We start from the raw sequence: 25,637 nt of genomic DNA, 5'->3' as shown, positions 1-25,637 counted from the left end.
CCAATGCGTGGTATCAACGGAACCTCACCTTCAGAGGTCTCCCGACTATGCGTCTTCAATCGGATTGAAGTCAGGACTGTAGGGCGGCAGGAACATTAGCCTTGCACGGGTAGCTTCGATCGCCTCTCGCATGTCCCAGGCCTTGGCCTGGATGTCGCCGGGTGGCGGGGAGAAGATGTCCAAGCATTCTCTGCGGAGCGGGGACGTTGCGGGTTTCCTGGAACTGTTTGCACGGTCCGGGAAAAGGCTCGGGCACGAACCGGGGGAGCGCTTCCGGATCATTGTCATCCAGGCGGCTGGACTAGACGGCTTCTGGTGCGGTGCGGCGATCAGGATAAGATTCGGATTGCCTCACTATGAATGCTCCCAAATGATCCTGCCGTTGCCTCACTAGGATGTTTTCTAGAGCTAGGACAAGACAAAGTTCCCGGGGGCGCCATCGCGTCGAGTGGGCCTTCACCTTCGCTGCCGCCGCGGACAATCTGGTGCCCTCCGAAGCTGCTGACGGTGCAGGCATGACTGCGCCAGCAGGGTGCCACCTGGTCGGTCGCTGGCGCATCGTCGGGCCGATATATGGGATCGCGACTATCTCGATCTTGGCGGACCAGCCACGATCTCCACCGGCCGACAACTACGGCAGATCGCCTGCGGCGCTCTGCAGGCTGGTTTCGACCTCGGCTACTGCCCCTCAATGGTCTTCACATGAGTCGGCTTCGACGAGATGGACGAGGTGACCGGAGACGGCTCCGCGGAATTGCGCGACCACCGCTCGATCGAGATGTTTGCTAATTTTCGACCCAGCGCGCGCACAACCCTCGTCCGACAGGTCGAAGTTATGCACAAGAATTCAAGGCCATCAGCCCAGTCGGCAACACGGCATGCCCAAATTGCGCGCCCCGCAGCGCGCGGCTCGCGTCGTTTGACCATCCCCTGTGACTCCGTTCACGGCGATGAGGGCAATGAACACTGCTTCGCTCGGTCGCGAAACCGCCGCAACCCGCAAAGAAAACGATCCGCAAACATGCGATTTCCCGCAAATTCGAAATCAAGGCCGCAGTCGTTCTCGACGAAATATCAGTGCTTCCGAAGCCTTCCCGTCCGACTGAATAGAGGCAACCTCCATCCAATCAGGCCAAGTCGGATCGCGACCACGGCAACGTAGTAAGCGTTTGCGGCGCCAAGCTTTCCGTCGGGGCGTTACGATAGGAGCGAACGGAGCGATAGGCGATCCCAATGGCAAGCTCGATATATCGAGCATGGATATGGCTTCCGCAAACCAGTGCAAGCATTGGGCCTCGCGGGGGCCGCCAGCGATTCAACACGCGTCGCCCCGCCAAGCCGCGAATGGACGAAGGCGACCGCAACGGCCGCGGTGACGGGATCGAGGTCGCTGTTGATCCCGAGTCCGCATCAACCATCGCGATCGTGAATGCCATACGTTGCACCTGGCTTAAAACAGCCGATGGAGGTGCTGGCGGCCCTTGCCGAAATTCCTTGGCCGAGCAGTTCGCCAGTCGCGCGCCCGGCCAGTGGCTCGCCGATCCTCCTTGCGTCATACTTCAGCCGTTGCAAATAAATCCTTCAAATAGATTTACAGGAATTTTACGACGGCAGATTGCAAACAATGTTACTTGCTCAGCAAATCAATGGCGCTCACCACAAAGCCTGAGGTCAGGCAGGGCTAAAAAGCTGATAGCGGCGCAGCACGAAACGGAAGGTCAATAGATAGACAATGGCACGAAGAGCGCTCATCCTGATTGAAGGCATAGAGAACAATGGCCCGCTGTTCATCCAAGCGGCCCTTCGTCTTGGTCTCCATCCAATTACCCTGTCGGCTGATCCAGCTCAGTACGACTATCTTGCACCTGAAAGTCTTGAGGCTATCCGTGTCGATACTGCCAATCTCGATTCCCTGATCCTCGAATGTTCCCGGCTGCGTGCGACCTATGACATTGCTGGCATAACGAGCGCCAGGGAGAGGTTCTATGCGACAGCCGCCAAGCTCTGTCAGTATTTCGGTCTAGCGGGACCGAACCCTGCATCCATTGAACGATGCTGTGACAAATTTGCCCAACGTGAGCTCCTCGCGCAGGCTGGCATTCCAATACCTGGTTATCGCGTGGCAGCGAATGCGGCGGACGTAGAAAGCTCTGCCTTGCAGATCGGCCTGCCAGTGATTCTTAAGCCGATCGTGGGCGGCGGCAGCATGGGGGTTCGATTGTGCCACAACGTCGATGAGCTGGCCGAACATACGAGTTACCTGTTGGGCGGGGAGCACATTTTGCTGTCTTCGCCTAGGATACTGGTTGAAGAATTCGCACAAGGCGCCTTTTATAGCGTCGAGATAATGGGAAATGAGGTTGTTGGGATTGTCGCCGTTGATTTCGGCGCCCCACCGCATTTCGTCTTTCGTAAGACGACGTTTCCGGCCCCGCTGAGCGATGACGAGCATAAACATATCGCCGACGTTTCACTGAGCTGTTTGCGAGCTCTCGGTCTTGGCTGGGGGCCGACGAACATAGAACTCCGGTGGACGAAGCGTGGCCCGGTCGTCATCGAAGTCAATCCGCGTCTTGCTGGCTCAGGCGAACCTCAACTGCTTCAGTTGGCTTATGGTATCGATCTCGTCACCGAGCACATCAAGCTTGTCATCGGCGAGGAGTGGGATTTGCGCAGAAGGCATTCGCAAACTGCGGCCGCGTGGTTCCTCCTTCCTGATAGAGATGGCACACTCGATTGGATCAGTGGCGATGGTCGGGCGGCTGCTGTGTCAGGTGTCGCCGAGGTCACGTTGTATGCTAAACCCAAGACACCGATCGTTAGAAAAGGCGATTACCGAGACGCGATCGGATATGTCATCGCCGCTTCACCCGGTCGTGCGAGGACTGAGGCAATACTTCAGCATGCCGTCGACTTAATCGATTGGTCAATCACACCATTTCCGAACGTTAGCGAATGAGAGGGCAAGAAGCTTCGTCTGAGGATCCAGGCCGAGCCTGTACCAGCGCGTGAGTGTGCCAACGGCAAACGAGTGTCTCAGATCGTGCAGGCGTGGAGGCGAAATGCCGGGTGGGATCCGTAGATTTAGGCTCGGGACCAGAGCGTGAAAGGTCTGGCTGATGGTCCTAGGATTGATTGGGCGACCTCCGCGCAAGCAAAATAGCGGCTGATCGTCCGCAGTGCTTGTTGCGAGCGCGGTAGTCTGGCGTTGATGCAGATGCTGGCCCAGGAGTGCTCCGAGCTTCGGCCCAAATGGGACAAGGCGGCTCTTGTAGAACTTGGTCTCCCGCATAACGAGCAGCCGCCGTTCCAGATCGACGTCTTTGAGACATAGTCGGCAGGCCTCGCCGACGCGCAATCCCAGCCCGTAAAGGACAGCGAACAGTACGAAATACGTGTTGCCACGCTCGATCGTATTGTGGCTCGGAAGCGCCTTGGCAAGAGCGAGCAACCGAGTGACTGCGTCTGTGTCGAAGATAAATGGCGTGCGCTGATATCTTCCGCGCCGTGGCGGGATCTCAACGGTGTCTGTGCGAGCTTCTCGTGATCGACGAGATACCAGAACAGTCGCCCTACCGTACAGCACAGCTGGTTATAGCTTCTCGGGCGCGACCTTGGACGCGAGAGGAGAAACTCATCCACCAGTGCCGGGGTTATCTCGGCAAGGCCACCGTTGTTGTTCTTGGACAAATAGGCATCGAACAGCGCGAGCGTCTTCTCTCAAATGCGGGTTTACCCCGGTTTTGTTCCCGGGAAAAAAATCGAGCACCACGAGCCTGGGAACGCCTTGGAAAAACCGAAACATCCGGACATGCGAGCCAATCCAGTCGGGCTGCGTTCGCGTCCAGGTCGCCTCGGCGAACGTGTAACTGGAGGCACCCAGCACCGCCACGAAGATCTCCGCCTCGCGGATCTCGCCGGTCTTGCGGTCGGCAATCGGGATCTTCTTGCCGGAATAATCCACGAAGACCTTGTCGCCGGCGGCGTGCTCCTGACGCATTGTCGGTGACAGTCGCTGCTGGAATCCGCGCAGGAGTTCACAAAAGCGACTGTAGCCGTAGCTGTGGATCTTTTCCGGCAACGCGAAGGTGAGCAGGCTCGGTTCCGCATTCATGACCGATCTCCCGATCCGTCGACACACTCCGTTGTATCAGACTGCTGATCATCGCCACGAGGCGTCGACGCCGGTCTGCTGGAAAATCCGTCCATCGGATGTGTGTCCGCTTCTGGTTCATCGCGACTCACTATCCATTGAACCAACAGAATCGTGGCCAATGCGTGGTATCAACGGAACCTCACCTTCAGAGGTTTCCCGACTATGCGTCTTCAATCGGATTGAAGTCAGGACTGTAGGGCGGCAGGTAGAGCAGGCTTGCACCGGCCGTCTCGATAGCGTTGCGAACGCCGGCGGCCTTGTGAGCGGGCAGGTTGTCCATGACGACGATGTCGCCGGGCTCGAGCGTCGGCACCAGCACCTGTTCGACATAGGCCAGGAACACATTGCCGTTCATGGCGCCATCGTAGACGAAGGGTGCGGTCATGCCGGTCAGCCGCAGCGCGCCGGTGAAGGTCGTGGTTTTCCAATGGCCATGCGGCACACCGGCGCGGCAGCGCTCGCCGCGCGGCGCACGTCCCCGAAGTCGGGCCATCTTCGTGGAGAGGCCGGTCTCATCGATGAACACGAGCTTCGCCGGATCGAGATCGAGCTGGTCCTCGAACCAGTCCCAGCGGCGCTTCAGGACGTCGGGGCGGTCCTGCTCCAATGCGTGCGCGGACTTTTTTTATGCGTCCAGCCTCGGCCGCGCAGCCAGGCACTCAAGGCACTGCGGCTGATCCGCACCGACTGCTCGGCCAAGAGCCGCTCCACCATCTCGTTCAGCGTGATGTCCTTACACTCCTCGATCATCCCCACGATGAACGCTTCATGCGCATCGAGGCTGGAGGCGCGGCGACGGCCTTGCGGGCGGGGTGCCAACTCGCCGATTTTGGCCCGTGCAATCCACCGGATCGCGCTGGATACTCCCACGCCAAACCGCGCCGCTGCTTGCCGCGCCGACATGCCTTCGTCCGTTGCCTTCAGCACCCGTGACCGAAGATCCCCGCTCAGTGCTCTTCCCATAATCCACCTCCATCGAGGTGGATGTTGAATCACCTACAAACGCCGCCGTCACATCACAATCGATTCATCGATCTCGGGACGTGCTCTAGTGGCCGGACTAAGGCTGCAGTTCCAAAACAACAAACGATTCCTGCCCAGCGACGGGAACAATGAGGAGGAGGAGGAAAAGTGGTGTCGATAAACCGCAGACGTTTCATTCACAGGGCATCCGCAGTGGCAGTAGGTGCGATGTCTTATCGACCCCGCCGCGCTGCAGCCCATCCGCGGGCGAGGTGATAGCCATGCTCAATGGCGGCGACTACGCAAAGGCCTGTATGGAGGCTTATGCAAGGCCATTCGAAGCAGAGACGGGAATCAAAGTGACCCCCGGTGCCGATGAGTTTTCCCTGGCCAAGCTTCAGCTAATGACATTGACCAATACTGTTTCGGTTGATGTGGTTCCTGTCAGCCCGGGCACAACCTTGCTGGCTTCGCAAAAGGGCTACCTCGAAGAGATTGATTACTCTATTTACAAGGCAGACGATTTGGACGCGATGCTGGACTTCGCAAAGGGTTCGCACGCTGTCGGGTCGATTGTTTACGCGTTATGCATGGTCTACAACCTCGAGAGGTTCCCAGCTGACAAACCGCGGCCCGCTACTTGGGCAGAATTTTGGGATGTCGTGAAGTATCCCGGAGTTCGCACGTTGCCAACCGGCGAGTACGGAGAAGCCGGCCCTTGGGAAGAAGCTCTGCTGGCAGACGGTGTGCCTGCTCACGCTCTCTACCCTTTGGATATCGATCGAGCTTTCGCGAGCCTGGACAAGATAAAACCGCATATCCGCAAATGGACCACTACGGGATCCGACATCCAACAAATGCTGCACGACAAGGTTGTCATCACAACTGAGCGGTGGGCAGCAACAGCGTGTGGCGCTTTCCCGCGCCCTGATCGCCGATCCGCCGCTTCTCCTGCTAGACGAGCCGCTGGGTGCCCTCGACCGGAACCTTCGCGAGCAGATGCAAGGCGAGATTAAAAGCTTGCACCGGGAGTTTGGCAAAACGACCATCTGCGTCACGCACGACCAGGAGGAGGCGCTCACGCTATCGGACCGCATCGTCGTCATGCACGCCGGGGAAATCGAGCAAATCGATACACCTGAGGCTCTCTATGACCGACCCGCGACACGATTCGCGGCGGAGTTTCTGGGCGAGGCCAATTTCCTTGAACCCCCGGGGTTCCAGGTCGAATCCGATGTCGCGCCGCCCTTGGGCACCGTCGCGATGCTCCGGCCAGAGCGTATCTGCGTTGCCGAGAGGGGGGCTCCAAGGCGAGTGGACGCGGACCAAAGACAGTTTGTCAGCGGCATTGTCGAAGACATGATATATGCTGGCCCCTTGCGGAAGTACCAGGTACGCGCCGGGGACAGTGTTGCGTATTTCAGGCGATCGTGAGCACGGATTTCACCGCATCGTGAGAACGGATTTCACGGGATCATGACCAACGATTTCAGACGATCGTGAGCAACGATTTCAGGCGATCGTGAGCACCTTTTCGGAGGTGCGGGATGCTTCGGCCGACAACTCAACCGGTCTACAGGATGCCTCGTTCAAAACGAGCAAGCCTGATGCCAACCCAGAGATTGTCGATGCGCCGGATCAGAGAAGTTTTACGTTTAAGGCATGTCCAAGCCCTGACCGAACGCGTCATCGCGCACACGCTCGGGGTGAGCAACGGCGTCGTGCATGGTTATCTGCGGCGCGCCCGTCTTGCCGGGCTGAGCTGGCCGCTGCCCGAGGGGATTGATGACGAAGGCCTTGAGCTGCTCCTCTTTCCGGCGCCCAAGGCTGGGTCGCAAAGTCCCCGGCGGCCGGTGCCTGATTGGAGCTATGTGGAGAAGCAATTACGCCGCCGCGGCGTAACGCGGGTGCTCCTGTGGGAAGAATATCGCACCGCCAATCCCGACGGCTTTGGCTATACCTGGTTTTGCACGACCTTTGAGGCCTGGAAAGAGCGCACCCGCCCGACGATGCGCCAGACACACCTGGGCGGCGAGAAGGTGTTTGTTGATTTTGCCGGCGACACCATCGACGTCTTCGATCCCGTCACCGGCGAAGCGCGCCCCATGAAGCTGTTCGTCGCAGCGATGGGCGCCTCGAACTACACCTACGCCGAGGCGTGCCCGAGCGAGAGCCTGTCCGACTGGATCGGCGTGCATGCAAACCTTTTTAGCTTTCTGGGCGGTGTGCCGAAGTTCGTGGTCTGCGACAATCTCAAGGCCGCCGTCACCAACCCCGATCGCTACGACCCCGGCCTCAACCGGACCTATGCCGAGATGGCGAGCCATTACGGCACAGCAGTTCTCGCAGCCAGGCCGAGACGTCCAAAGGATAAGGCGATTGTTTCATAATGAGTCCTGTTCGGTTGAGGGCACGGTAATTGAGGCTCGGCGGGCGGGAACGGCGTTTCGGCCGGGGCGGCCTTTGATGATCTCGAGGTCGTGAGGAATGTCCCACAGACCACGGTTGAGATTGTCGCTGCAGGCTTTGGAGATGAGCCCCTGGCGCCCCCATTGATGCACCGTGGTCTCGGCGATAGCGAAGTGTTCGGCCACTTCCTGGGTGGTGAGCAGACCACAATCCCGCAGGCGCTGGCGACGGCTGGGCAGGTTGTAGGCTGCCCGGATGAAGGCGATCTTCTTGGTATTGAACGGCTTGCCTTCCCAGGTTCGCAGGCCACCATCATTGAAGATATGGGCGATCTCGCGATCGCAATGACGGTCGAGCAAGCGGTCGACCTCGGCGACGAGCTCAGGCTTGAACTTGCGGATCTGGGCGATCGGCAAAGGCCGCTCCAGCGTCAAGGTGCGGGTCGCCCCGCCGGATAGTCGCACGTTTGCGGTAATCATCTCGGCCTTGACCAGGGTGACGTCGGCGACCAGCAGCCGCAGGATGCGCTTGCGCTCGCGGACGTCGATGCGGGCATCGCTCCAGATCCGCGGGAACTGCTCGGCAAGATCGCGGACGCGTTGCTGCGTCTCGGCATCGAGGGCAGCGGCTTCCTCGGGCGCGCGTCGCTCATAGTCCTCGACGACGTCGGTGTGGAGCCGCAGCTTCTCGTTCCACTCGGCCTCGAGAGTGTCGGCAACGAGGCGATTGTCGGGATCGACCTTCATGTAGCGGCGCCGCTAGGGTGACCTCAAGGGTCATCGGCGTCATCAGCTCGACAAGCAATGCACCCACCGCCGGGTCGACGACTTTGCCGGGGACGGACTGGCAGACCTTGCCGCCACGGCGGGTGGCCGTCTCCTTGCAGATATAGGTCGGGACAGGCTGACCGTGCTCCTGGCTGTAATGGACGCCCATGCGCCCGCCGCAAAGGCCGCAGAGAACTCTGCCCTGGAGCAAGGCGGATCCTTCGCGGACGGGCCCGGCGCGGCGCTGCATTCCATAGGCTTGTGCATTGGTGGCGAGACGCTCCTGGTTGGCCTTGAAGCGCTCCCAGTCGATATAGCCCGGATGCAGGTCGGGCATGACGAACCGCCAGTCAGCCATATCAACCTTGATCTGCGAGACGCCGCCGCCCGGCCGGGGCCGTCCACGCGTTCGACCGTAGACGAAGGCGCCGGCATATCTCGGATTATGCAGGACCTGGAGGATGCGGGCGTGCCGTGGCGGCGCCCACATGAGCTCGCCTTTGTGCGGTCCCTTGCGCAGTCGTCGCGGGAACAGGATGCCTTCGTCGAGGAAGAACTTGACGGTTCTGGTTGCGCTGCCCAGGCGCTGGAAGGTCGTGAACACCATGCGGAGCGCGGCCTGCACCTCGGCGTCCGGGTCGAGCGCAAGGGTGCCATCGGGCAAGTAGACCAGGCCTACGGGCGGCCCTATCTTCAGCTCACCACGGCTCGCCTTGTTGAGTTGGCCACCGCGCATGCGCGCCTTGAGGAAGTGCAACTCCGCTTCCGACATCGTTCCTTTCAAACCCAAAAGAAGCCTGTCGTTGAAGCTGGCCGGGTCGTAGACGCCATCCTCATCGAGGATGAGGGTGCTGGTTAGGGCGCACAGCTCAAGCAGCCGGTGCCAGTCTGCGGAGTTGCGGGCCAGGCGCGAGACCTCCAGCCCCATGACGACGCCGGCCTTGGCGAGCGCTACTTCGCTGACCAGTTCCTGGAAGCCGTCGCGGGCAACGGCGCTGGACCCCGATTTGCCCAGGTCGCAGTCGATCACGTGGACGCGTTCGGCCGGCCAACCGGCGGCAATGGCGCGATCACGCAGCCCATACTGTCGCTGCGTGCTCTCGCCGTTCTCGGCGACCTGCCGCAGCGTCGACTGACGGATGTAGAGGTAGGCGTCGCGCCGGAGGTGATCGGCGGTGACTTTGAGGTCAGGCATGTGCTGGCTCCGCGGTTAGCGTGACAACAAGGCTGGCAAGGATGAGGGTGAGCTCGCTGGAAGCGATCGCGCCTGCCGACGGGGGGCGATGTACCGGGCAAGGCGGCGTAAAGTTGGGTGTTGTCGTTGCGGCCCTGATCCAGGCGACCATGCCTTGACGGTGCAGGATTACGAGTCCTGATCCGGTGATCAGCCGGGCGCTGAGCACCGCGGCGCGCAGTTGTTCGTATGTGGCGACGAGGCTGATCGCGCGGACGGTTAAGGCAGATCGAGTCGTTTTTTTTGGGCGCCATGGCCCGCTCCAGACTTCGCCGGTGCACCCTGACGCCAAAGCGTGTGGCGATAGCGTCTACACATTGCGGCACGGTGAGGTCGGGCCGCATCGTCCTGATTTGGTCGATGTAGGCGAGGACGTCGGCAGAGATCTTGTGTCCGCCCTTTGGACCTCGCTGCCGGGGCACCAGCCCGGCGAGGCCCTGGTCGGCCAAGGCGCTCTGGGCTTTGTAGAAGGTTGGCCGCGAGACCCCGAAGGCGCTGGCGACGTCGCTGATCGGCACGCGATCGGCCTGATGGCGGCGCACCATCTCGTAGCGGACCTGCACAAGGTCCCTGGCGTCGAAGAAGGGATTGGCGGCAAACAGCGTGTCGCGCACGGCCTCGGGGTGAGGGTTGAGTGCGCCGTCGCGGGCCAAAGCCTCGGCTTTTGGGTCGCGTCGTCCTGGCTTTGGCTTCGCCATGACCATCGTCCAAATCCTGCAACACTGGGCATAGCTGCGGTACCTGAGCAGGTGTTGCGGCGTAATTTGCCTTACACCGGCGGCGTATTTAACCTTACGCATCCTCCGCCTCCACCAGCGCAGAGATCCGATCCAGCAGCGTGAGCAGAGCCAATAGGTCGGCCGTCCGGAACGCCGCGCGCCCGGCCGCGACGCGCCGGAATGCGTCAGGCTGCTCCATGTCCGTCATTGCGGCGGCAATGGTGGGCAAGGTCCCGTCCGCCGCCCGGTAGATCACCCGATCCTCGCCCCAATGCGGGCTGCGGCTGATCATCTCGAAGCTCTGGCCTTTAAGCGGACGGAATGGGTGAGTAATGCTGACCGTGAGGCCGGTCGTCCCCACACGGGCTGCAGTTGACGGCTTTATCCAAGGCAAAAGTTGAGGTCGCCGTGCAAATTGCCCAGCGCTGGGTCTTGGCGCGTCTGCGCAATCAGCGCTTCTTTTCCCTGGCGGAGCTGAACGTTGCCATCCGCCTGCTCGTCGCCGAACTCAATGCCCGCCAGATGCGCGGCTTCGGCTCCAGCCGCGCTGAACTCTTCGCCGAGATCGACAGGCCGAAGCTGGGACAACTGCCGGACCAGCCATACCTCTTTGCGCGCTGGAAGCGGTGCCGCGTCGCGCCCGACTATCACGTCGAGGTCGACGGGCACTGGTACTCCACGCCCTACCGCCTCATTCGCGAGCTCGTCGATGTGCGCATCGCCGACAACACCGTCGAGATCTTCCACAAGGGGCAGCGGATCGCCAGCCACGCCCGTGCGCCCAACCGGCGCGGCCATACGACCGTTGCCGATCACATGCCAAGCGCGCATCGCCGCTACGGCAAGTGGACGCCGGGAGGTCTGATCGCTGCCGGCGAGAAGATCGGTCCTTCCACGGCCGCCTTCTTCGAGGCCGTCATCGCTGACCGGCCACACCCCGAGCAGGGCTTTCGCACCTGTCTCGGCATTCTGGCACTGACCAAGAGTTACGGTGATGCGCGTGTCGATGCAGCCTGCCAACGCGGCATCCTCATCAAGGCTCGCTCCGTCGCCTCGATCCGTTCGATCCTCAAGAACGGCCTTGATCGCAGCTTCCTCGACGAGACGCCCGATCACCAACCCCTGCGCCACGGCAACATTCGCGGTCAGGGCTATTTCCACTGAACCAGGGAGAACCCAATGCTCACCCATCCCACCCATGAACGGCTGATCGCACTTGGCCTGACCGGAATGGCCAAAGCCTTCGAGGAGCAACGACGATCACCGGATCTCGATGCCCTGTCATTTGAGGAACGCATCGGGCTGCTTGTCGACCGCGAAGCCGCCGAGCGCGACACCAAACGGCTCACGACGCGCCTCAAATTCGCCGCGCTGCGCCAGAGCGCATGCGTGGAGGATGTCGATTTGCGCACCCCGCGCGGCATCGACCGCGCCGTCTTCGCCAGGCTCGTCAGCGGCGACTGGATCGACCGCCACGAGAACTTGCTTGTCACCGGCGCAACCGGCCTGGGCAAGAGTTGGCTTGCCTGCGCGCTCGGCCACAAAGCTTGCCGCGACAATCACTCGGTCCTCTATCATCGTGTCCCGCGCCTGTTCGAGGCGCTCGCCCTGGCGCGGGGCGATGGACGCTATGGCCGTCTGCTCAAGACACTCGGGCGCGTTCAGCTGCTCATCCTCGACGACTGGGGCCTGTCCGTTCTCAACGCTGCCGAGCGCCGCGACCTCCTGGAAATTCTCGATGATCGCCATGGCCGCGCTTCGACCATCGTAACCAGCCAAATCCCCGTGCAGCACTGGCACGACGTCATCGGCGAACCAAACATCGGATACTGCCGCCATTCTCGACGGGGTGGTGTCTCATTTGACGGTTATCGACCCGCGTCACGGCCTTGCGGGTCAGCGTCTGGAGCTCGTGACGTCCCGTTCTGCGCGCGGTCCGGCTTTCGTCGTTGTTCGACTGCCTGACGGACGCCGCCGCTCAATTCGGCGCTCGGTGACCGACCTTGCAGCGGCGTCACCGGAAGAACAAGGCGCGTCGAAATCGTTGGCCCGCATCAACGTCCGAACGCTGCTCACATTGATGCACCATTTGAACAGCACCTTGGCCTCCCGTATCGAGGAGGTGATTCGCGATGAATATACAGTCGAATCTGTACCGCGTAGCGTCCCAGACCCTCACCGAACTTCCGAACCCGGACATGACAACACTCCCGAGCCTTTGGCTCAACTTGCCGGGGGAGACGCAGAAGCAGATCGCGCAAAGCCTCGCGCGACTTCTCTTGCGGATGCGATCGACGGGCGCGCCGACAGCGGCGGATCGGCATGTTGAGAGCATCGAATAGACCGGACGAGTGCGTCACTGCTGCGCATCGCGGCAAGCTCGCTTACATTTACGTCCGCCAGTCTTCCGTGAACCAGGTGCGGCATCATCAGGAAAGCACGGAGTTGCAGTACCGTCTCGTCGATCGCGCGGTCGCTCTTGGCTGGCCGCATGAGCGTGTGCATGTCATCGACGAAGATCTTGGCAAATCCGGAGCCGGGACCGTCGAGCGGGTGGGCTTCAAGAAGCTGATCGCCGAGATCGGACTGGGGAATGCCGGCCTTGTCATCAGCCTCGATGCCTCCCGCCTTGCTCGCAACAACCGCGATTGGCATCAACTCCTCGATTTGTGCTCGCTCTTCGGCGTCATCATTGCCGACGGCGAACGTCTCTACGATCCCTGCGCTTACCATGACCGCCTGCTGCTCGGTTTGTCCGGCATCATGAGCGAAGCGGAGCTGCACCAGATCAGGCAGCGCCTCCATCAGGGCGAGCGTCAGAAGGCGGCGCGTGGTGAGCTACGCCTTCCCGTTCCCGCCGGACTGGCTCATGATCGCTCGGGCGAGATCATTCTCAATCCCGATGAGCAAGTGCAGGCAAGGCTCTGCCTCGTCTTCGCCAAGTTCCGCGAGCTTCGAAGTGCGCGGGCCGTGATGCGCTACCTGCGAAAGAACGGCTTGCCGCTGCCCGTGCGTCCCCTTCTCGGCCCGGCGCCGCATGATGTCGTGTGGCGCCAGGCCGACAGTTCACGGGTTCTCAGCATTCTCCAAAATCCTGCCTATGCCGGAGCGTATGTCTATGGCCGGCGGCGGGTGGAAGGCGGGCGGATTCGCCATGGCGTTTATCGCCCGAGGACGACCAAGGTCGCCATCGCGGACTGGGAGGTTTGCCTTCAGGCTGCCCATCCTGGTTATATCGGCTGGGAGGAGTTCATGGAGAACCAGAGGCGACTGGCCAACAACATCAACCGCTACGAAGCCGGCCATTCGGGCGTGCCGCGCAAGGGAGCGGCACTGCTGCAGGGTATCGCTGTTTGTGGACGGTGCGGGCGCCGGATGAGCCTACGCTATAGCGGCCCTGCGGGCGACTACCCTGTCTACACGTGTCGCGCCGACCGCGATCAGGACGGGGGGCCGCTATGCCAGGAAGTGCGGGCATTGCCCGTCGATGCGCATGTCGAAAGCATTCTGCTCGAGGCCTTGACGCCGGACAAGATCGCCATCGCCATCGCCGCACTGGGGCAGATCGAAGAGGAGACGCGACAGCTTGAGCGGCAGTGGGCGCTGCGGCGCGAGCGGGCGCGCTATGAGGCGGAAAGAGCGCGGCGTCAATATGATGCGGTCGAGCCGGAGAACCGCCTGGTGGCGCGTTCACTGGAGCGCGTCTGGGAAGAGAAGCTTCGCGCCGCCGAGGCGATCGAACACGATTACGAACGGTGGCGAGATGACGAGCCCCTGGTCTTGAACGAGCCGGATCGCGAGGCGCTGCAAAAGCTGGGCGAAGATCTGCCCGGCATCTGGCACTCTTCTTCCACAACATCGGCCGAGCGAAAGGGCATTTTGCGTCTCATCATTGGCGAGGTCGTCCTCGACCAAAAGCGCTTCCAGGGCCAGGTCTGGTTCAAGATCCTGTGGCAGACGGGAGCGACAAGCGAGCACTCTCTCCAAAGGCGGGTCCACACCTATGGTGACTACATTGATCTGGAGCGGCTGCGGAGCCGAGTGATCGAACTCAACGCCGCGGGTAAAATGGACAAGGAGATCGCGGCGACCTTGAACGCGGAAGGCTTTGTCGCAGCACGCGGTTGCGCGTTCAAAGGTGAGAATGTCTGGCTTCTGCGGACACGTTGGGGCATCCCCACCGTCAAGATCAACGGGACGAGCGCCAATCCCGACCGCTGGCCAGATGGAACCTACTCTGTTCAAGGGTCGGCGGCCGCTCTGGGCGTAACACCACAAACCGTCTTCGACTATCTCGCACGCGGCTGGCTCAAGGGGCGGCAGCTCACGAACGGGCAGCCGTGGCAAATCGAACTCTCAGACGAGCAGATCAACACCCTGCGGACACGGATCGCACGCACCAGGCGATCAAAGAAGGAGGCGTCATGACAACTTCGGTGATCCCACCCTCGGTGATGCGATTCTGGATCGTCTCGTTCACAACGCTCACCGCCTTCAACTCACCGGAGAAAGCATGCGAAAACACAACGCTCGCGCCCACGCTCTTGACGCAGCCGCAAACACCTGAATCAATGAACAGGACGGTCGAAGCGGCCGCTCATGATCGCGTGAAATACCTGCTCACGATCAAATGAAATGAGCGCTCACCATCGCGTGAAATGGCTGCTCACAATCAGCGAAATGCGCAACAGTGTGGTCATTGTTCGCGAGCACGTGGCTGCGGACCAACCGATTTTCAGACCTGGCGAAGAGGTACGCCTCAACTGGCTGCGGTCCGACATTCGCTTTGTCGCGGCGTGAGATTCCCATGAAGACGCTTCGGGAATTCGGCCGAATGCCCATCGCTCTCACAGGGCCAGCCCTCGCTGTGCTTCTCATTGTATTCGGGATACCAATCGTTCAGCTATTCCTGATCAGCTTTAACGCACCGGCTTTTTCGGCGCCAATTATGAGGCGTTTTTCGGCCCGCCGGCAAATGTTCGCGTTCTCCTACAGACCATTGAGATTAGTGTGGTAGCAACTGCAATCTGCCTCCTAGTCGGCTATCCCACGGCCTATCTGATCGCGGCCGCCTCCAAACAGCTACGCATGGCGCTTATTGTGCTCGTGCTTGTGCCGTATCTGACCAGTGGGCTGGTGCGGACCTATGCGTGGATCGTTATTCTTGGCGATGGCGGCCTGATAAACAATTTGCTGCTTGACCACGGACTTATCTCCAGTCCGCTGCCGCTCATCTACAACCGCATGGCCGTCTATATCGGAATGGTGCACATCATGCTTCCTATGATGATCCTGCCTCTGGTCAGTGTCATGATGGGCATCGACAAATCGCTTATGTCAGCGGCTCGCAGTATGGGCGCGCGACCGTCCACCGCTTTCTGGCGCGTTTTCTTCCCGCTCAGCATGCCGGGAGTGCGCAGCGGCTGTATGTTGGTTTTTGTGATCTGCCTCGGGTTCTACATCACGCCGGCGGCACTCGGCGTTGGGAGATGCCATGCTATCGACCTTCATTGCGTCGCAGGTCCGTAGCTCGTTTGACATGGGACCTCTCGCCGCCTCGGCCTTTGTCTCCTGGCGGTCGCCATCGTCATGCTCGCCATAGTCGGGCTTGATCTTTCAGGCACGTCGCGCCGCACGGTGCAACCATCGCTGAAGTCACGGCACAGTCTTTCCCCTTTATTCGCCATGATGAAGCGCTCTGTCGGTGAGTTTTTTATTCCCTATCGGGCTAAACGTTGGATGGCACAGCTCTACCGAGCAGGTGGTGACAGCCGTTGGCCGCAGTTAGTCGGCGAAACGTTTCTCGCGCTCGTTATGTGCTCCCTGCTGTTTCCAGAGCTTCTCGTCGTCATCATGTCCTTCAGTGCCGGCAAGTATTTGGAATTCCCTCCCTCGGGTTTTTCACTGCAGTGGTATAGATCCTTCCTTGGTGATCCGGCATGGTACGCCGCCGCCTGGACCAGCACCCAGGTCGGCGCTATGGTTGTCATCTTGTCGACCATTGTCGGCACGCTTGCGGCCGTCGGGCTCAACCGCACCCTTCCGCACCTGCGCAGCTTCCTGACCATGGTGATGCTGGCGCCGATCACATTTCCGGCTATCATAGTCGGCATAGCGACCTATCTGGGGCTAGTCAAACTCGGGCTGCTCGGTTCAATCACCGGCATTGTCCTGGCGCATACCATCGGAGCCATCGGATACGTGCTTGTGATCGTCTCGGCGTCGCTGGCGAATTTCGACCCTCAGCTGGAGCAGGCAGCCATGAGCATGCGGACTGGACCGCTGCAGACCTTCATCAGGGTGACGCTGCCGCTGATTCGGCTGGGTATTATCGGCGGCGCTGTGTTCGCTTTCCTTCACTCCTTTGATGAGGTCGTCATTACGTCTTTGGTAGCAGGTATCTCGATACGCACCCTGCCTCTAAAGATGTGGGAGGATATTCGTCACCAGATCGACCCGACAATTGCCGCAGTAGCGACTCTATTGGTTCTTTTGCCCCTGTTTATCCTAATGATCCTCTTCGCTACGGGGTGGAGATCGACGCTGGGCCTTCAACGCGCGCGTCCAGCAACCGAGGCTTGAGGACGGAGCGTTCAGTATCAGGGGGCTCGCTTCGTTCTTTAGGCTGATGCATCGAGCTCGCCGCCTGCCATCTACTTGCGCTATGCATAGAGCTGGGATGCAGCTGTGCCGAACACATGCGCGACCTCGGTCACCGACTCCCCCGCCGCGCTCCCCAAATCGACCAACGCGCGCCTCTCGGCGCAGCTCCACAGCCTCCGTTGCCGCGCCTGCACTTATTCACGCCCATCTCCATTGCATCGTGCCGGGGGGCATCCCCGATGAAGGGTATTGGGTCACCTGCCGGCTGGGGTTCTTCCTGCTCCAAGCGATCGCGGATTGGAAAACTCGCCTCAGATCAACCTGCAAGGCAGAGCGTCCGCGTATCCCGAGTTCAGGCAGAGGTACGTGCCCCGGTATGCACATCGAGAGGGCATTCGGCATTTTGAAGCAAGCGGCAGCCATCTAAAAGCGCGATGGCTCCGCGCGGGAGATTATATTGGCGAATTCAATCGCAGCTGACCCATACTTGGTAGACATTGGAATTAGGCTCGTAAGCCGAGCCGGCGCGGACACTTGGAGTCGGCATAGTGAAACAGACGAAAAACTTGGCCAAAGAGGACACTCTTAATGAAAGCCGATAAGAGTTCGATGTCCGGAGCCTCGGCAAAGCTGCGGGCACGCGATCTGGGACTGCCGTTTGCCGGAAAGACCGGACCTCTCAACGCCATTACCGATGTTGTCGGTGTGGAAGTGGGCTATGCCACCGTGATAAGCGATCCACCTGGATCGAGCAATCGATCGGCGCGCACGGGGGTCACAGCAATTCTGCCGCGGGGCCGCTCTGGGCCTCTGAGGGCCCCGGTTTGGGCAGGCTTTCACTCGCTAAACGGAAACGGCGAGATGACGGGCACACACTGGATTAAGGAAGCTGGATATCTTTTAGGGCCTATTGGCATCACGAACACCCATAGCCTTGGAACCGTTCATCAGGCGATGTTGCAATGGATGATTGAGAAGCCCGATACAGGGTTTGGGGCTTATAGTTGGATGCTGCCTGTCGTAGCAGAGACATGCGACTCCTATCTCAACAACATGAACGCCTTCCATGTCACTCCAGGGCATGTGATGCAGGCTCTCAATAGCGCGTCCAACGGGCCTTTGGCCGAGGGCAGTGTTGGCGGGGGGACCGGGATGATCTGCTTCGAGTTTAAGGGAGGCACAGGAACGTCGTCCCGCGTCATAGAACTGCTCGGTGAGAGCTACACGATCGGGTGCCTTGTGCAGGCGAATTTTGGCATTCGTCCCCTCTTGAAGGTTCTTGGCGTCCCGGTTGGCGAACACTTAACTGGGGACCGGCTCTGGGTCCGCGAGCAGGGCTCGATCATCGTCGTCGTTGCGACCAACGCACCACTTATGCCCACTCAACTGGAACGGATCGCTCGGCGCGCCGGCCTCGGCATCGGCCGCACCGGTACACCGTCAGGAGACGGCTCTGGCGATCTGTGTCTTGCCTTCTCAACAGCAAACCTCACCAAGAGTGAGTCGGCGGCCGCGCCCGCAATGGGCGACCTCGCATTCATACCGAACAATAAGCTCGACACACTGTTCGAAGCGACGGCGCAATCCGTGGAGGAGGCAATTATCAATGCCATGGTGGCAGCCGAGCCCATGGTGGGGCGCGAGAATCGGCGTGTTGCAGCTATCGACCACGACGCTTTAAAACAGGTCATGTACAACTATGGACGACTGAGCGCATGATCCGAACGGAAGGGCCTCAGCAGACGCTGTTACGCTGCCTTCATCAGGTCTTCCAACTGATCGGCGAGGTGCCTGTCGAGGGCGATGTCACCTTAACTTGAACTCGGGATACGCGCGATACGCTCTGCCCTGCGGATTGATTTCAGGCCATGGCTCCGCCACGGCTGAGCGGAACCGAACGTAGAGCCACACCGCTTGGGCGATCATATGGTCTCAGCGTTGCCGATTTGTGACTCGCTCCGCGATTCCTACGCGATCGGTTTATGATGGTTTGGAGCGAAGGGTATTCGCCTATGGGATCAGCAGTTCAATTGCGGGCAGACTATTCGGCCTCGGAGTTTCGCCCGGTTGACACGGGCTTCGAAGGACGCGCGGCAGAGCAGCGTTTGCTTTCGCTGGCGGAGGCGCTTGACGCGATGAGTCGGGCAGACGCGGCCAGGATCGGCGGGATGGACCGGCAGAGCCAGCGCGATTGGGCACACCGATTCAACGAAGCCGGGCCGGATGGGATTCTCGCAGAAAAACGGCTTGGTTCGCCAATGGGCAAGACATGGCACGCGTTCCCGACAACTCGCTCACCAACGCCAGAAGAACGCCTGTCTGTTCGGCGCCCTCTTCCCGACACGCGGTAAAGATGCTGCCTTGGCCTTGCCACATGCCGACACCGAAGCCATGCAGCTCCAGCTTGGCGAGATCAGCCCCGTGTCGCAAGGGCGCACACCGTACTGCTGATGGATCGCGCTGAATGGCACACAACGGCAGATCTCGACGTGCAGGAGAACATCACGCCGATCCTTCTGCCGTACCTGCGCTCCCAACGGCTCTCAGACCCAGGCTTCGAAACATACGGCACCATCATCTACGCGGTGTGCGAGGCCTAGATGTTTAATCCCGGCTGCCGTGGCGCTGCAGGCAGCGGTGCAAGGGAGAGCGCGTCTGATGCGGAATTGTCGGCTAACGCATAGAGGCAGTCGTCGAGCGGCAGCAGCGTGTAGCGCCGAACGGCGACGATGACCGACTCTTCCTCCACGGAGAGCACCGCCGATCGCGGCTCCTTTGGTCCGGTCGGCAGGTCGGCGACTGTGGTCCGTCCCTTCCACTTCGCCACGATCTTCTGGTTGATCCCATAGCGCTTGGCCAGCGCCCTCAAGCTTTCTTGACTATGCTGTATCGCTCGAGGGACCGCCTCTGTCGAATGGTAAGCGGTGCACCAAGGCACCTTTCCCGAAGTCGCCTGATGCGTGTATGGCGGTCAGCCGTTAGTCGGCGCGCCGGGGCGATCACTGCGGGTTGTCTTGACGGGTGACATAGTGGAGTTCGCGGATGGCGGGGATGACGAGGGCGATGTCCTTGTAGGCCTCGTGCTCGATGAAGTGCGCGGTCTCGGGTCCCGGCCTGGGTTTGCCGAGGACGGGCCGCCTCTTTTTGTCGACGCAGTAGATCAGGATCGGCAGCAGCAGGCCGTGGTTGGGGTTCTTGAGGTCGAGTAGCCGTTTCCAGCGTTTGATGTTGAGATTCATGGCCGCATAGAACCCCTGGCGCTGCGCCGCGCCGTCCGCACCCGGGGACACTTCCCGAGTGACGATGCGGCCATGAAGCTGTTATATTTGGTCCTGAACTACGCGGCCGAGGAATGGAAACGACCGCCGCGCGAATGGTTCGAGGCCAAGACCCAGTTCGCCGTCGTCTTCGGCGAGAGGTTCGTCAGCCAATGACGAAATCGGCCTCGCGCACAGAATTCCTGACAGTCCCTCAGCCAACTGATGGCAACAGTCTGCATTAACCAGCCGAGGCTGTAGACCTGCGACGGCGAGCCAAGATCGAACGAAAGTTGTGGTTCCTGATGGGCGGCGCAAACGTCGCTGGCGAACTTACACCGTCGTCTGCGCCCTCCATTTGCTCCCTATTCGCTCTGTCTAACCAGTCCGTCGCTTGCATGAGCTGATGACAAAGCATCAGTTCTCGGGCTCGCATAGATGGCTCTATTGAGCCCGGCTGCGGCGTCCACAATCCACTCTATCAGACTCCTGCTGAAGCTACGCGGGACGAGTAGGTCGCATTCGAACGCACTCCTGCGCAGCAGCAGGATTGGCACGCGATGGAGGCCGGTCTGGACTGCCCGTCCCTCACCCAGTGTCTTCCAGTCAACCGCGACGCACCGCTCGAGAACATGTTTGATATCCCCGCCGAAAAGCCGCAGCCGCACCCTGCCTTCACCGAGCGGCAGCGTGCAGCCAAGTTCCGGATCGATATTCCTAATGGGCAGCGGGTCATCGCCAAGCAACCAGAACCTGCGTGGCGCAACGCGGATCACGACCCATCTGTCATGACGAACGGTCTCGCCAACTTCGTTCGGCAGCGGCCCGTCCAGCATCCGGCGCAGTTCCGCCTCAAATTGCGCCATCGCCCCGTCCCAGCCCTCAAACTGGACGATCACGCAATCATCCGCCGCCATTTCGAATCCCGCCATGGTTGAGCTATCAGCCACGGAGCCGCTCTCCTTTCGGATCGAGGAATATGGGTGAGACTACCCGGGCCCGCACAGCCTGGCCGGTGATCGGATAAGCAGCGACGATCTCGGCGCCCTCCACCGCTGCCTCCCGGGCAAGCAGTCCGAGCCCCACCCAAGCGTCGAGCGTGGGGCTGTATGTCACCGAGGTGATGCGGCCGAGACCGTGGCCCTGCATCGACTCGTTAGGCCTGAACAGGATTGCGCCGGCGTGCAGCTGCTTCCCGGGTTCGAAGCAGCGCAGCCCAACTAACCGCGGGCGCGCCGGGTCGCTAAAGGCCTCGCGACGGCCAAGCACCTCCCCCACATAGCCGCTGCGCTTGCCCACCATGCGGCTGAGCCCTAGGTCGTCGAGCGTTGTCCTGCCGTCGATCTCCGGCCCCGCGATATGGCCTTTCTCGACGCGCAGGGCGCCCAAGGCCTCAACGCCGTAAGGCTTCAGGCCGAAAGGCGCCCCGGCCTCAATCAGCCGGCACCACACCTCGTTGCCCAAGCTCGCGCCGACATAGATCTCGTAAGCCCGCTCGCCTGAAAAGCTAAGGCGGATAATGCGCAGGTGCATGTCGCGATATTGCTCTTCGAGGAGCCCCATATGTGGCAGCGCCTCATTCGAGACGTCTAAGTCCGGAAACGCGGCGGCCAGGATATCGCGGCTGTTCGGACCGGCGACCGACATCGCTGCCCATTCGTACGTGACCGAAGTCACCGAAACGCGAAGGTCGGGCCAAGCAGTATCGAGCAGGAATTCGAGCCGGGACATGACGTCCGCGGCCTTCGCGGTCGACGTCGTCATGAAGAAGTGCCGCTCACCGAGCCGGGTCGTGGTGCCATCGTCAAAGACGATGCCATCGTCGCGCAACATTATGCCGTAGCGTGCGCGGCCAACCGGCAGCCTGGCAAAGCCGTTAACATAGACCCGGTCAAGGAATTCGGCCGCGTCCGGTCCCTGTACGTCGATCTTGCCGAGCGTAGAGATATCCATTAGCCCGGCCGCCTCGCGCACCATCCGCATCTCAGCGACGTAGGCCTCGTTTACGTCGCGACCGGAAGTACGATAGAACCAGGGCCGCATCCAAAGCCCGCCCTCCAGCATCTGCGCGCCGTTGGCGACATGCCAGTCATGCATTGGCGTGCGCCGGATCGGCTTATAGTGATGGCCAACACTGCGCCCGGCCAGCGCGCCAATGGCGACCGGTGTATAGGGCGGCCGGAACGTCGTGGTGCCAACTTCCGGAACCGCCATGCCGCGCAGGCCGGCCATGGCCGAAAGGGCATAGAAATTACTGGTCTTGCCCTGGTCGGTACCCATGCCGAGTGTCGTGTAGCGCTTCAGGTGCTCGACTGAGTCGTAACCCTCCCGGTGAGCGAGAGCTATGTCTTGCGTCGTCACATCCATCTGTAGGTCTACGAAGGCCTTGCCTACGGCAAGTTTCGCCCCTTTTCCGTCCCCCTCGCGGGTTCGCTTCGCGAGCCACCTCTCCCCGGATCGATAAGGGCGATGAAGAGGTGCCGAGCGAAGTGGGGAGTAGACATTGTTGTCATCAGGTCCCGCCTGGATCTCAGTAAATTCCGACCTGGCCGGCTGCTGGATCGAATTCTCTGCGCCGCAGAACGCAGATGCCTCGGCCCCTGCACGACGCCCCTCCTCCATAGCAGCGGCTCTGGTGAAGCCTCCCGTCACAGCACCGGCCACGAACTGCCCCGCTCCGAGCTTACCGGGAACAAAAGTGTGGGTGTCTTGGTGGTAGACCGGCTTCACCCCGAGATGGGAAGTCAAATGCACGGTCGGCGACCAGCCGCCGGAGACCGCAACCAGGTCGCATCTGACCGTGGCCACACCACCCGGTTCGGAAAGTGTAACAGCGCGTACGGCATGACGCCCCAAAGTATTCGCGATAAGCGATTTCCTGCGGACGTCAATGTCCCGGTGGCGCGCCTGTTCAATAATTTCATGTGCCGGTTCGGCGCGGCTGTCAGCTATCGTCACTTCCGCACCGGCTGCCGCAAGATCGAAGGCTGCTCTGTAGGCACTGTCGTTGTCAGTCGCAACGACTACCCGTGTGCCCGGCAGTACGGCAAAGCGGTTCAGATAAAACCGTGCAGCGGAGGCCATCATGATGCCGGGCCGGTCATTATTGCCGAAAGTAAGCGGCCGCTCGATCGCTCCAGACGCATACACGATCGATTTCGCACGTAGAAGCAGTAGCGTCTGGCGCGCTTGCCCTTCTTTCGGATCGGTGGTTCTGGAACTGTGCCGCGCCACAAGCCCAAGCACATTGCCGTCGTAGGTGCCGAACGCCGTCGTGCGCATCATCATGGAAACATTCGGCATGTCGGTGAGCCGTGCGAGCGTTCTGGAAAGCCAGACCCCGGCTTCACCGTCCGCCGGTTCCGACAAAAGCGTACCGCCGGCCAGAAAATCCTGCTCCACGAGGACCACCATGGCGCCCGCCTCGCCCGCCGCCATCGCCGCCGAGAGTCCCGCTGGCCCCGCACCGATCACCGCGACATCCGCGAAGAGATGGCGGACTTCGTAGCGATCCGGATCGGGTTCTTCTCCCGCACGGCCGAGCCCCGCCGCCTTGCGGATGAAGTGTTCATAAAACATCCAGGCCCGTCTAGTCGGGCCCATGAAGGTCTTGTAGTAGAAGCCTGCCGACAGGAAGGGTGCAAGCAAGCCGTTGAGGCCTTGGGCGTCGAACTTGAGCGACGGCCAGCGGTTCTGGCTTTCGGCAACCAGCCCTTCAGCCAGCTCCACCGTCGTCGCCGTTAGGTTCGGCTCACGGCGGCCGCCCGCCCCGAGTGTCACTAGGGCATTCGGCTCCTCTGGCCCGGCGGAATAGATGCCGCGTGGCCGGTGATATTTGAAACTGCGCCCGACGAGGCGAACACCGTTTGCCAGCAGCGCCGAGGCGAGCGTATCGCCGCGAAAACCGGCCATCGCCCGGCCGTCGAAGGTGAATTCGATTGGCTGCGTGCGGTCGATCCTCCCACCTGTAGGAAGCCGCCTCATGCGCGCATCTCCCGACCGAAGCGGATCGAGGCGATGGCATGGTTCCGCGTATCGCGCTCGACGACCAGCCATTGCCGGCACCCCATTACGTGCTGCCAATATTCGCGGTGCAGCCCAGCCGGGTTCTCGCGCACGAAGACGTGACGGTACCAGGCTTCAAAATCCGGATCGTCATACGCTGGCCGGATCGCCGAGGCGTCTCCGCCATAGCGGAACTCGTCGTGATCGCGCGGCCCGCAGCAGGGACATTCGATGCGCAGCATGATCTTTCCGTCTCTCGATTATTGTAGCCAGGCGAATGGGCCGGCGCCTGCCTCGTCGATCGTGCGGCCGGTGCGGAAGCGGTCGAGCCGATAGGCGGCGGTGAGCGGATGGACTTCGCCCTTGGCGAGCATATGCGCAAAGCACCAGCCCGAAGCGGGTGTGGCCTTGAAGCCGCCGTAGCACCAGCCAGCGTTGAGGTAGAGTCCGTCTATGGGCGCTGGGCAGATAATCGGGCTTGCGTCGGGGGTCATGTCCATCACGCCACCCCAGTGTCGCAGGATGCGTAGCCGCGAGATGCAGGGCATCATCGCGATCGCAGCCTCGGCGACCTCACGAACGACCCCGAGATTGCCACGCTGCGCATAGGAATTATAACCGTCTAGGCCCCCGCCGAACACCAGCCCGCCCTTGTCCGACTGGCTGACATAGAAGTGGTCGGCGCCATAGGCGACCACGTGGTGAACCAGCGGCTTGATCGGTTCGGTCACAAAGGCTTGGAGGATATGACTTTCGATCGGCAGTTCTAGGTCGGCTTTCCGGGCGAGCACCGAGGTGTGCCCCGCCACCGCAATCCCAATTTTTCCCGCCCCGATTCGGCCCCTCGTCGTCTCGACACCCACGATGCGCTCGCCCTGACGGACGAAGCCCGTCACCTCGCAGCCTTGGATGATGTCGACTCCGTGGGCGTCGGCGGCGCGCGCGTAGCCCCAAGCCACCGCGTCATGGCGCGCGGTACCCGCACGGCCCTGGAGTAACCCGCCGTGAATCGGGTAAAGCGCCTTTTCCGAAAAGTTCAGATAAGGCACCATCCGGCGCACCTCCTCGCGATCAAGCAATTCAGCGTCGATTCCGTTCAGCCTCATGACGTTGGCGCGATAGCCGAACGTGTCGAGTTCGCCGGGTGAATTGGCTATCAGCAAAAAGCCGCGCTGCGAGAACATCACATTGAAATTGAGCGCCCGCGACAGGTCCTCCCACAGCTTCATCGAAAATTCGTAGAACTGGGTATTGCCGTCAAGCCGATAGTTTGACCGAACGATTGTGGTGTTCCGACCGACATTGCCGCCGCCGATATAGCCCTTCTCCAGCACGGCAACATTGCGGACGCCGTGGTTTTCGGCGAGGTAGAAAGCAGTCGCCAGACCGTGCCCGCCGCCGCCCACGATAACAACATCGTAGGCGGACTTCGGATCGGGCGATCGCCAGGCGCGCCGCCAGTGCCTTTGGCCGGTGAGCCCATTGCGAAGAATGGAAAGAGCCGAATAGCCGTGCATGCTGATC

Annotated in this window: 18 protein-coding genes and 10 pseudogenes; 14 read left to right on the top strand and 14 right to left on the bottom strand. The window is 61.0% G+C overall.

Annotation, left to right across the window (positions count from 1 at the left end):
* Positions 1–48 precede the first annotated feature (48 nt).
* Positions 49–132, bottom strand: a pseudogene (locus tag ABVK50_RS05195) (transposase); the annotation flags it as partial.
* Positions 133–1,344: 1,212 nt separating this feature from the next.
* Between ABVK50_RS05195 and ABVK50_RS05190 the strand changes: the two are divergent.
* Positions 1,345–1,725: a hypothetical protein gene (locus tag ABVK50_RS05190; RefSeq protein WP_353642565.1), complete on the top strand. Its 381-nt coding sequence runs from the start codon at positions 1,345–1,347 to the stop codon at positions 1,723–1,725.
* 7 nt (positions 1,726–1,732) lie between these two features.
* The gene (locus ABVK50_RS05185; RefSeq protein WP_353642566.1) at positions 1,733–2,959 is read left to right on the top strand and encodes an acetyl-CoA carboxylase biotin carboxylase subunit family protein; all 1,227 of its coding nucleotides are present in this window, start codon (positions 1,733–1,735) and stop codon (positions 2,957–2,959) included.
* On the opposite strand, the gene ABVK50_RS05180 is transcribed toward ABVK50_RS05185, so the two are convergent.
* The 3 genes and pseudogenes from ABVK50_RS05180 to ABVK50_RS05170 form a co-directional block, all read right to left on the bottom strand.
* The gene (locus tag ABVK50_RS05180; RefSeq protein ID WP_353642567.1) at positions 2,927–3,586 is read right to left on the bottom strand and encodes a tyrosine-type recombinase/integrase; all 660 of its coding nucleotides are present in this window, start codon (positions 3,584–3,586) and stop codon (positions 2,927–2,929) included. The two genes, ABVK50_RS05185 and ABVK50_RS05180, sit on opposite strands and share 33 nt — an antisense overlap.
* Before the next feature lie 174 nt (positions 3,587–3,760).
* Positions 3,761–4,060 (bottom strand): annotated as a pseudogene (locus tag ABVK50_RS05175) (IS21 family transposase); the annotation flags it as partial.
* Between the two features lie 171 nt (positions 4,061–4,231).
* Positions 4,232–5,119 (bottom strand): annotated as a pseudogene (locus ABVK50_RS05170) (IS630 family transposase).
* Between the two features lie 149 nt (positions 5,120–5,268).
* Between ABVK50_RS05170 and ABVK50_RS05165 the strand changes: the two are divergent.
* The 3 pseudogenes from ABVK50_RS05165 to istA form a co-directional block, all read left to right on the top strand.
* A pseudogene (locus ABVK50_RS05165) lies at positions 5,269–5,961 on the top strand (extracellular solute-binding protein); the annotation flags it as partial.
* A 28-nt stretch (positions 5,962–5,989) separates the two neighbouring features.
* Positions 5,990–6,529, top strand: a pseudogene (locus ABVK50_RS05160) (ABC transporter ATP-binding protein); the annotation flags it as partial.
* Positions 6,530–6,726: 197 nt separating this feature from the next.
* Positions 6,727–7,497 (top strand): annotated as a pseudogene (istA, locus tag ABVK50_RS05155) (IS21 family transposase); the annotation flags it as partial.
* A gap of 6 nt (positions 7,498–7,503) precedes the next feature.
* On the opposite strand, the gene ABVK50_RS05150 reads toward istA, so the two are convergent.
* From ABVK50_RS05150 to ABVK50_RS05135, 4 genes are all read right to left on the bottom strand, one after another.
* A complete protein-coding gene (locus ABVK50_RS05150; protein WP_353642568.1) occupies positions 7,504–8,274 on the bottom strand; it encodes a hypothetical protein in 771 nt (256 codons plus the stop codon).
* On the bottom strand, positions 8,177–9,436 hold the full coding sequence (locus tag ABVK50_RS05145; RefSeq protein ID WP_353646015.1) for a recombinase family protein: 1,260 nt from the start codon (positions 9,434–9,436) through the stop codon (positions 8,177–8,179). The genes ABVK50_RS05150 and ABVK50_RS05145 overlap by 98 nt, the downstream gene beginning before the upstream one ends.
* A complete protein-coding gene (locus ABVK50_RS05140; RefSeq protein ID WP_353647042.1) occupies positions 9,322–10,074 on the bottom strand; it encodes a helix-turn-helix domain-containing protein in 753 nt (250 codons plus the stop codon). Before ABVK50_RS05140 ends, ABVK50_RS05145 begins: the two co-directional genes overlap by 115 nt.
* A gap of 247 nt (positions 10,075–10,321) precedes the next feature.
* On the bottom strand, positions 10,322–10,540 hold the full coding sequence (locus tag ABVK50_RS05135) for a DUF5372 family protein (RefSeq protein ID WP_353642570.1): 219 nt from the start codon (positions 10,538–10,540) through the stop codon (positions 10,322–10,324).
* A gap of 95 nt (positions 10,541–10,635) precedes the next feature.
* Between ABVK50_RS05135 and ABVK50_RS05130 the strand changes: the two are divergent.
* From ABVK50_RS05130 to ABVK50_RS05095, 8 genes and pseudogenes are all read left to right on the top strand, one after another.
* Positions 10,636–11,412, top strand: a pseudogene (locus ABVK50_RS05130) (transposase); the annotation flags it as partial.
* A gap of 15 nt (positions 11,413–11,427) precedes the next feature.
* The gene (gene istB / locus ABVK50_RS05125; RefSeq protein WP_353642571.1) at positions 11,428–12,213 is read left to right on the top strand and encodes an IS21-like element helper ATPase IstB; all 786 of its coding nucleotides are present in this window, start codon (positions 11,428–11,430) and stop codon (positions 12,211–12,213) included.
* On the top strand, positions 12,098–12,577 hold the full coding sequence (locus ABVK50_RS05120) for a DUF5372 family protein (protein WP_353647013.1): 480 nt from the start codon (positions 12,098–12,100) through the stop codon (positions 12,575–12,577). The genes istB and ABVK50_RS05120 overlap by 116 nt, the downstream gene beginning before the upstream one ends.
* Complete coding sequence (locus ABVK50_RS05115; protein ID WP_353642572.1) at positions 12,571–14,676, top strand: recombinase family protein; 2,106 nt, start codon at positions 12,571–12,573, stop codon at positions 14,674–14,676. The genes ABVK50_RS05120 and ABVK50_RS05115 overlap by 7 nt, the downstream gene beginning before the upstream one ends.
* Positions 14,672–14,815 (top strand): annotated as a pseudogene (locus ABVK50_RS05110) (ATP-binding protein); the annotation flags it as partial. The gene ABVK50_RS05115 and the pseudogene ABVK50_RS05110, both read left to right, overlap by 5 nt.
* 443 nt (positions 14,816–15,258) lie before the next feature.
* Positions 15,259–15,777 carry an ABC transporter permease gene (locus ABVK50_RS05105; protein WP_353647012.1) on the top strand — a complete coding sequence of 173 codons (519 nt, stop codon included), beginning with the start codon at positions 15,259–15,261 and terminating at the stop codon, positions 15,775–15,777.
* 60 nt (positions 15,778–15,837) lie between these two features.
* Positions 15,838–16,830 (top strand): ABC transporter permease, encoded by a 993-nt coding sequence (locus ABVK50_RS05100; RefSeq protein WP_353642574.1) that lies wholly within the window; start codon positions 15,838–15,840, stop codon positions 16,828–16,830.
* A gap of 609 nt (positions 16,831–17,439) precedes the next feature.
* Positions 17,440–18,570: a P1 family peptidase gene (locus tag ABVK50_RS05095; RefSeq protein ID WP_353642575.1), complete on the top strand. Its 1,131-nt coding sequence runs from the start codon at positions 17,440–17,442 to the stop codon at positions 18,568–18,570.
* Positions 18,571–19,467: 897 nt separating this feature from the next.
* Here ABVK50_RS05095 and ABVK50_RS05090 read toward each other — a convergent pair.
* Together ABVK50_RS05090 and ABVK50_RS05085 are read right to left on the bottom strand one after the other, a co-directional pair.
* Positions 19,468–19,741 (bottom strand): annotated as a pseudogene (locus tag ABVK50_RS05090) (IS481 family transposase); the annotation flags it as partial.
* A 109-nt stretch (positions 19,742–19,850) separates the two neighbouring features.
* Positions 19,851–20,090, bottom strand: coding sequence for a hypothetical protein (locus ABVK50_RS05085; RefSeq protein ID WP_353642576.1), 240 nt, complete (start codon positions 20,088–20,090; stop codon positions 19,851–19,853).
* Between the two features lie 21 nt (positions 20,091–20,111).
* Here ABVK50_RS05085 and ABVK50_RS05080 point away from each other — a divergent pair.
* A pseudogene (locus ABVK50_RS05080) lies at positions 20,112–20,285 on the top strand (transposase); the annotation flags it as partial.
* A gap of 188 nt (positions 20,286–20,473) precedes the next feature.
* Here ABVK50_RS05080 and ABVK50_RS05075 read toward each other — a convergent pair.
* The 4 genes from ABVK50_RS05075 to ABVK50_RS05060 are packed head-to-tail and all read right to left on the bottom strand — an operon-like array spanning position 20,474 to position 25,630.
* Positions 20,474–21,058 (bottom strand): sarcosine oxidase subunit gamma, encoded by a 585-nt coding sequence (locus ABVK50_RS05075; protein ID WP_353642577.1) that lies wholly within the window; start codon positions 21,056–21,058, stop codon positions 20,474–20,476.
* A complete protein-coding gene (locus tag ABVK50_RS05070; protein WP_353642578.1) occupies positions 21,051–24,092 on the bottom strand; it encodes a sarcosine oxidase subunit alpha family protein in 3,042 nt (1,013 codons plus the stop codon). Before ABVK50_RS05070 ends, ABVK50_RS05075 begins: the two co-directional genes overlap by 8 nt.
* On the bottom strand, positions 24,089–24,355 hold the full coding sequence (locus ABVK50_RS05065) for a sarcosine oxidase subunit delta (RefSeq protein ID WP_353642579.1): 267 nt from the start codon (positions 24,353–24,355) through the stop codon (positions 24,089–24,091). The genes ABVK50_RS05070 and ABVK50_RS05065 overlap by 4 nt, the downstream gene beginning before the upstream one ends.
* A gap of 18 nt (positions 24,356–24,373) precedes the next feature.
* Positions 24,374–25,630 carry a sarcosine oxidase subunit beta family protein gene (locus tag ABVK50_RS05060; RefSeq protein WP_353642580.1) on the bottom strand — a complete coding sequence of 419 codons (1,257 nt, stop codon included), beginning with the start codon at positions 25,628–25,630 and terminating at the stop codon, positions 24,374–24,376.
* Positions 25,631–25,637 lie beyond the last annotated feature (7 nt).

It is taken from the genome of Mesorhizobium sp. WSM2240 (assembly GCF_040438645.1).
Classification (GTDB): Bacteria; Pseudomonadota; Alphaproteobacteria; order Rhizobiales; family Rhizobiaceae; genus Allomesorhizobium.
This window is presented reverse-complemented; position numbering and strand designations above follow the sequence as displayed.

Excerpts from the sequence above, each read along its gene's own strand:
- ABVK50_RS05190 (WP_353642565.1), top strand. The coding sequence starts at position 1,345 with ATGGACGAAGGCGACCGCAACGGCCGCGGTGACGGGATCGAGGTCGCT.
- ABVK50_RS05085 (WP_353642576.1), bottom strand. The coding sequence starts at position 20,090 with ATGAATCTCAACATCAAACGCTGGAAACGGCTACTCGACCTCAAGAAC.
- ABVK50_RS05095 (WP_353642575.1), top strand. The coding sequence starts at position 17,440 with ATGAAAGCCGATAAGAGTTCGATGTCCGGAGCCTCGGCAAAGCTGCGG.
- ABVK50_RS05185 (WP_353642566.1), top strand. The coding sequence starts at position 1,733 with ATGGCACGAAGAGCGCTCATCCTGATTGAAGGCATAGAGAACAATGGC.
- ABVK50_RS05060 (WP_353642580.1), bottom strand. The coding sequence starts at position 25,630 with ATGCACGGCTATTCGGCTCTTTCCATTCTTCGCAATGGGCTCACCGGC.
- ABVK50_RS05140 (WP_353647042.1), bottom strand. The coding sequence starts at position 10,074 with ATGGTGCGCCGCCATCAGGCCGATCGCGTGCCGATCAGCGACGTCGCC.
- istB (WP_353642571.1), top strand. The coding sequence starts at position 11,428 with ATGCTCACCCATCCCACCCATGAACGGCTGATCGCACTTGGCCTGACC.
- ABVK50_RS05065 (WP_353642579.1), bottom strand. The coding sequence starts at position 24,355 with ATGCTGCGCATCGAATGTCCCTGCTGCGGGCCGCGCGATCACGACGAG.
- ABVK50_RS05135 (WP_353642570.1), bottom strand. The coding sequence starts at position 10,540 with ATGATCAGCCGCAGCCCGCATTGGGGCGAGGATCGGGTGATCTACCGG.
- ABVK50_RS05070 (WP_353642578.1), bottom strand. The coding sequence starts at position 24,092 with ATGAGGCGGCTTCCTACAGGTGGGAGGATCGACCGCACGCAGCCAATC.
- ABVK50_RS05115 (WP_353642572.1), top strand. The coding sequence starts at position 12,571 with ATGTTGAGAGCATCGAATAGACCGGACGAGTGCGTCACTGCTGCGCAT.
- ABVK50_RS05150 (WP_353642568.1), bottom strand. The coding sequence starts at position 8,274 with ATGAAGGTCGATCCCGACAATCGCCTCGTTGCCGACACTCTCGAGGCC.
- ABVK50_RS05100 (WP_353642574.1), top strand. The coding sequence starts at position 15,838 with ATGCTCGCCATAGTCGGGCTTGATCTTTCAGGCACGTCGCGCCGCACG.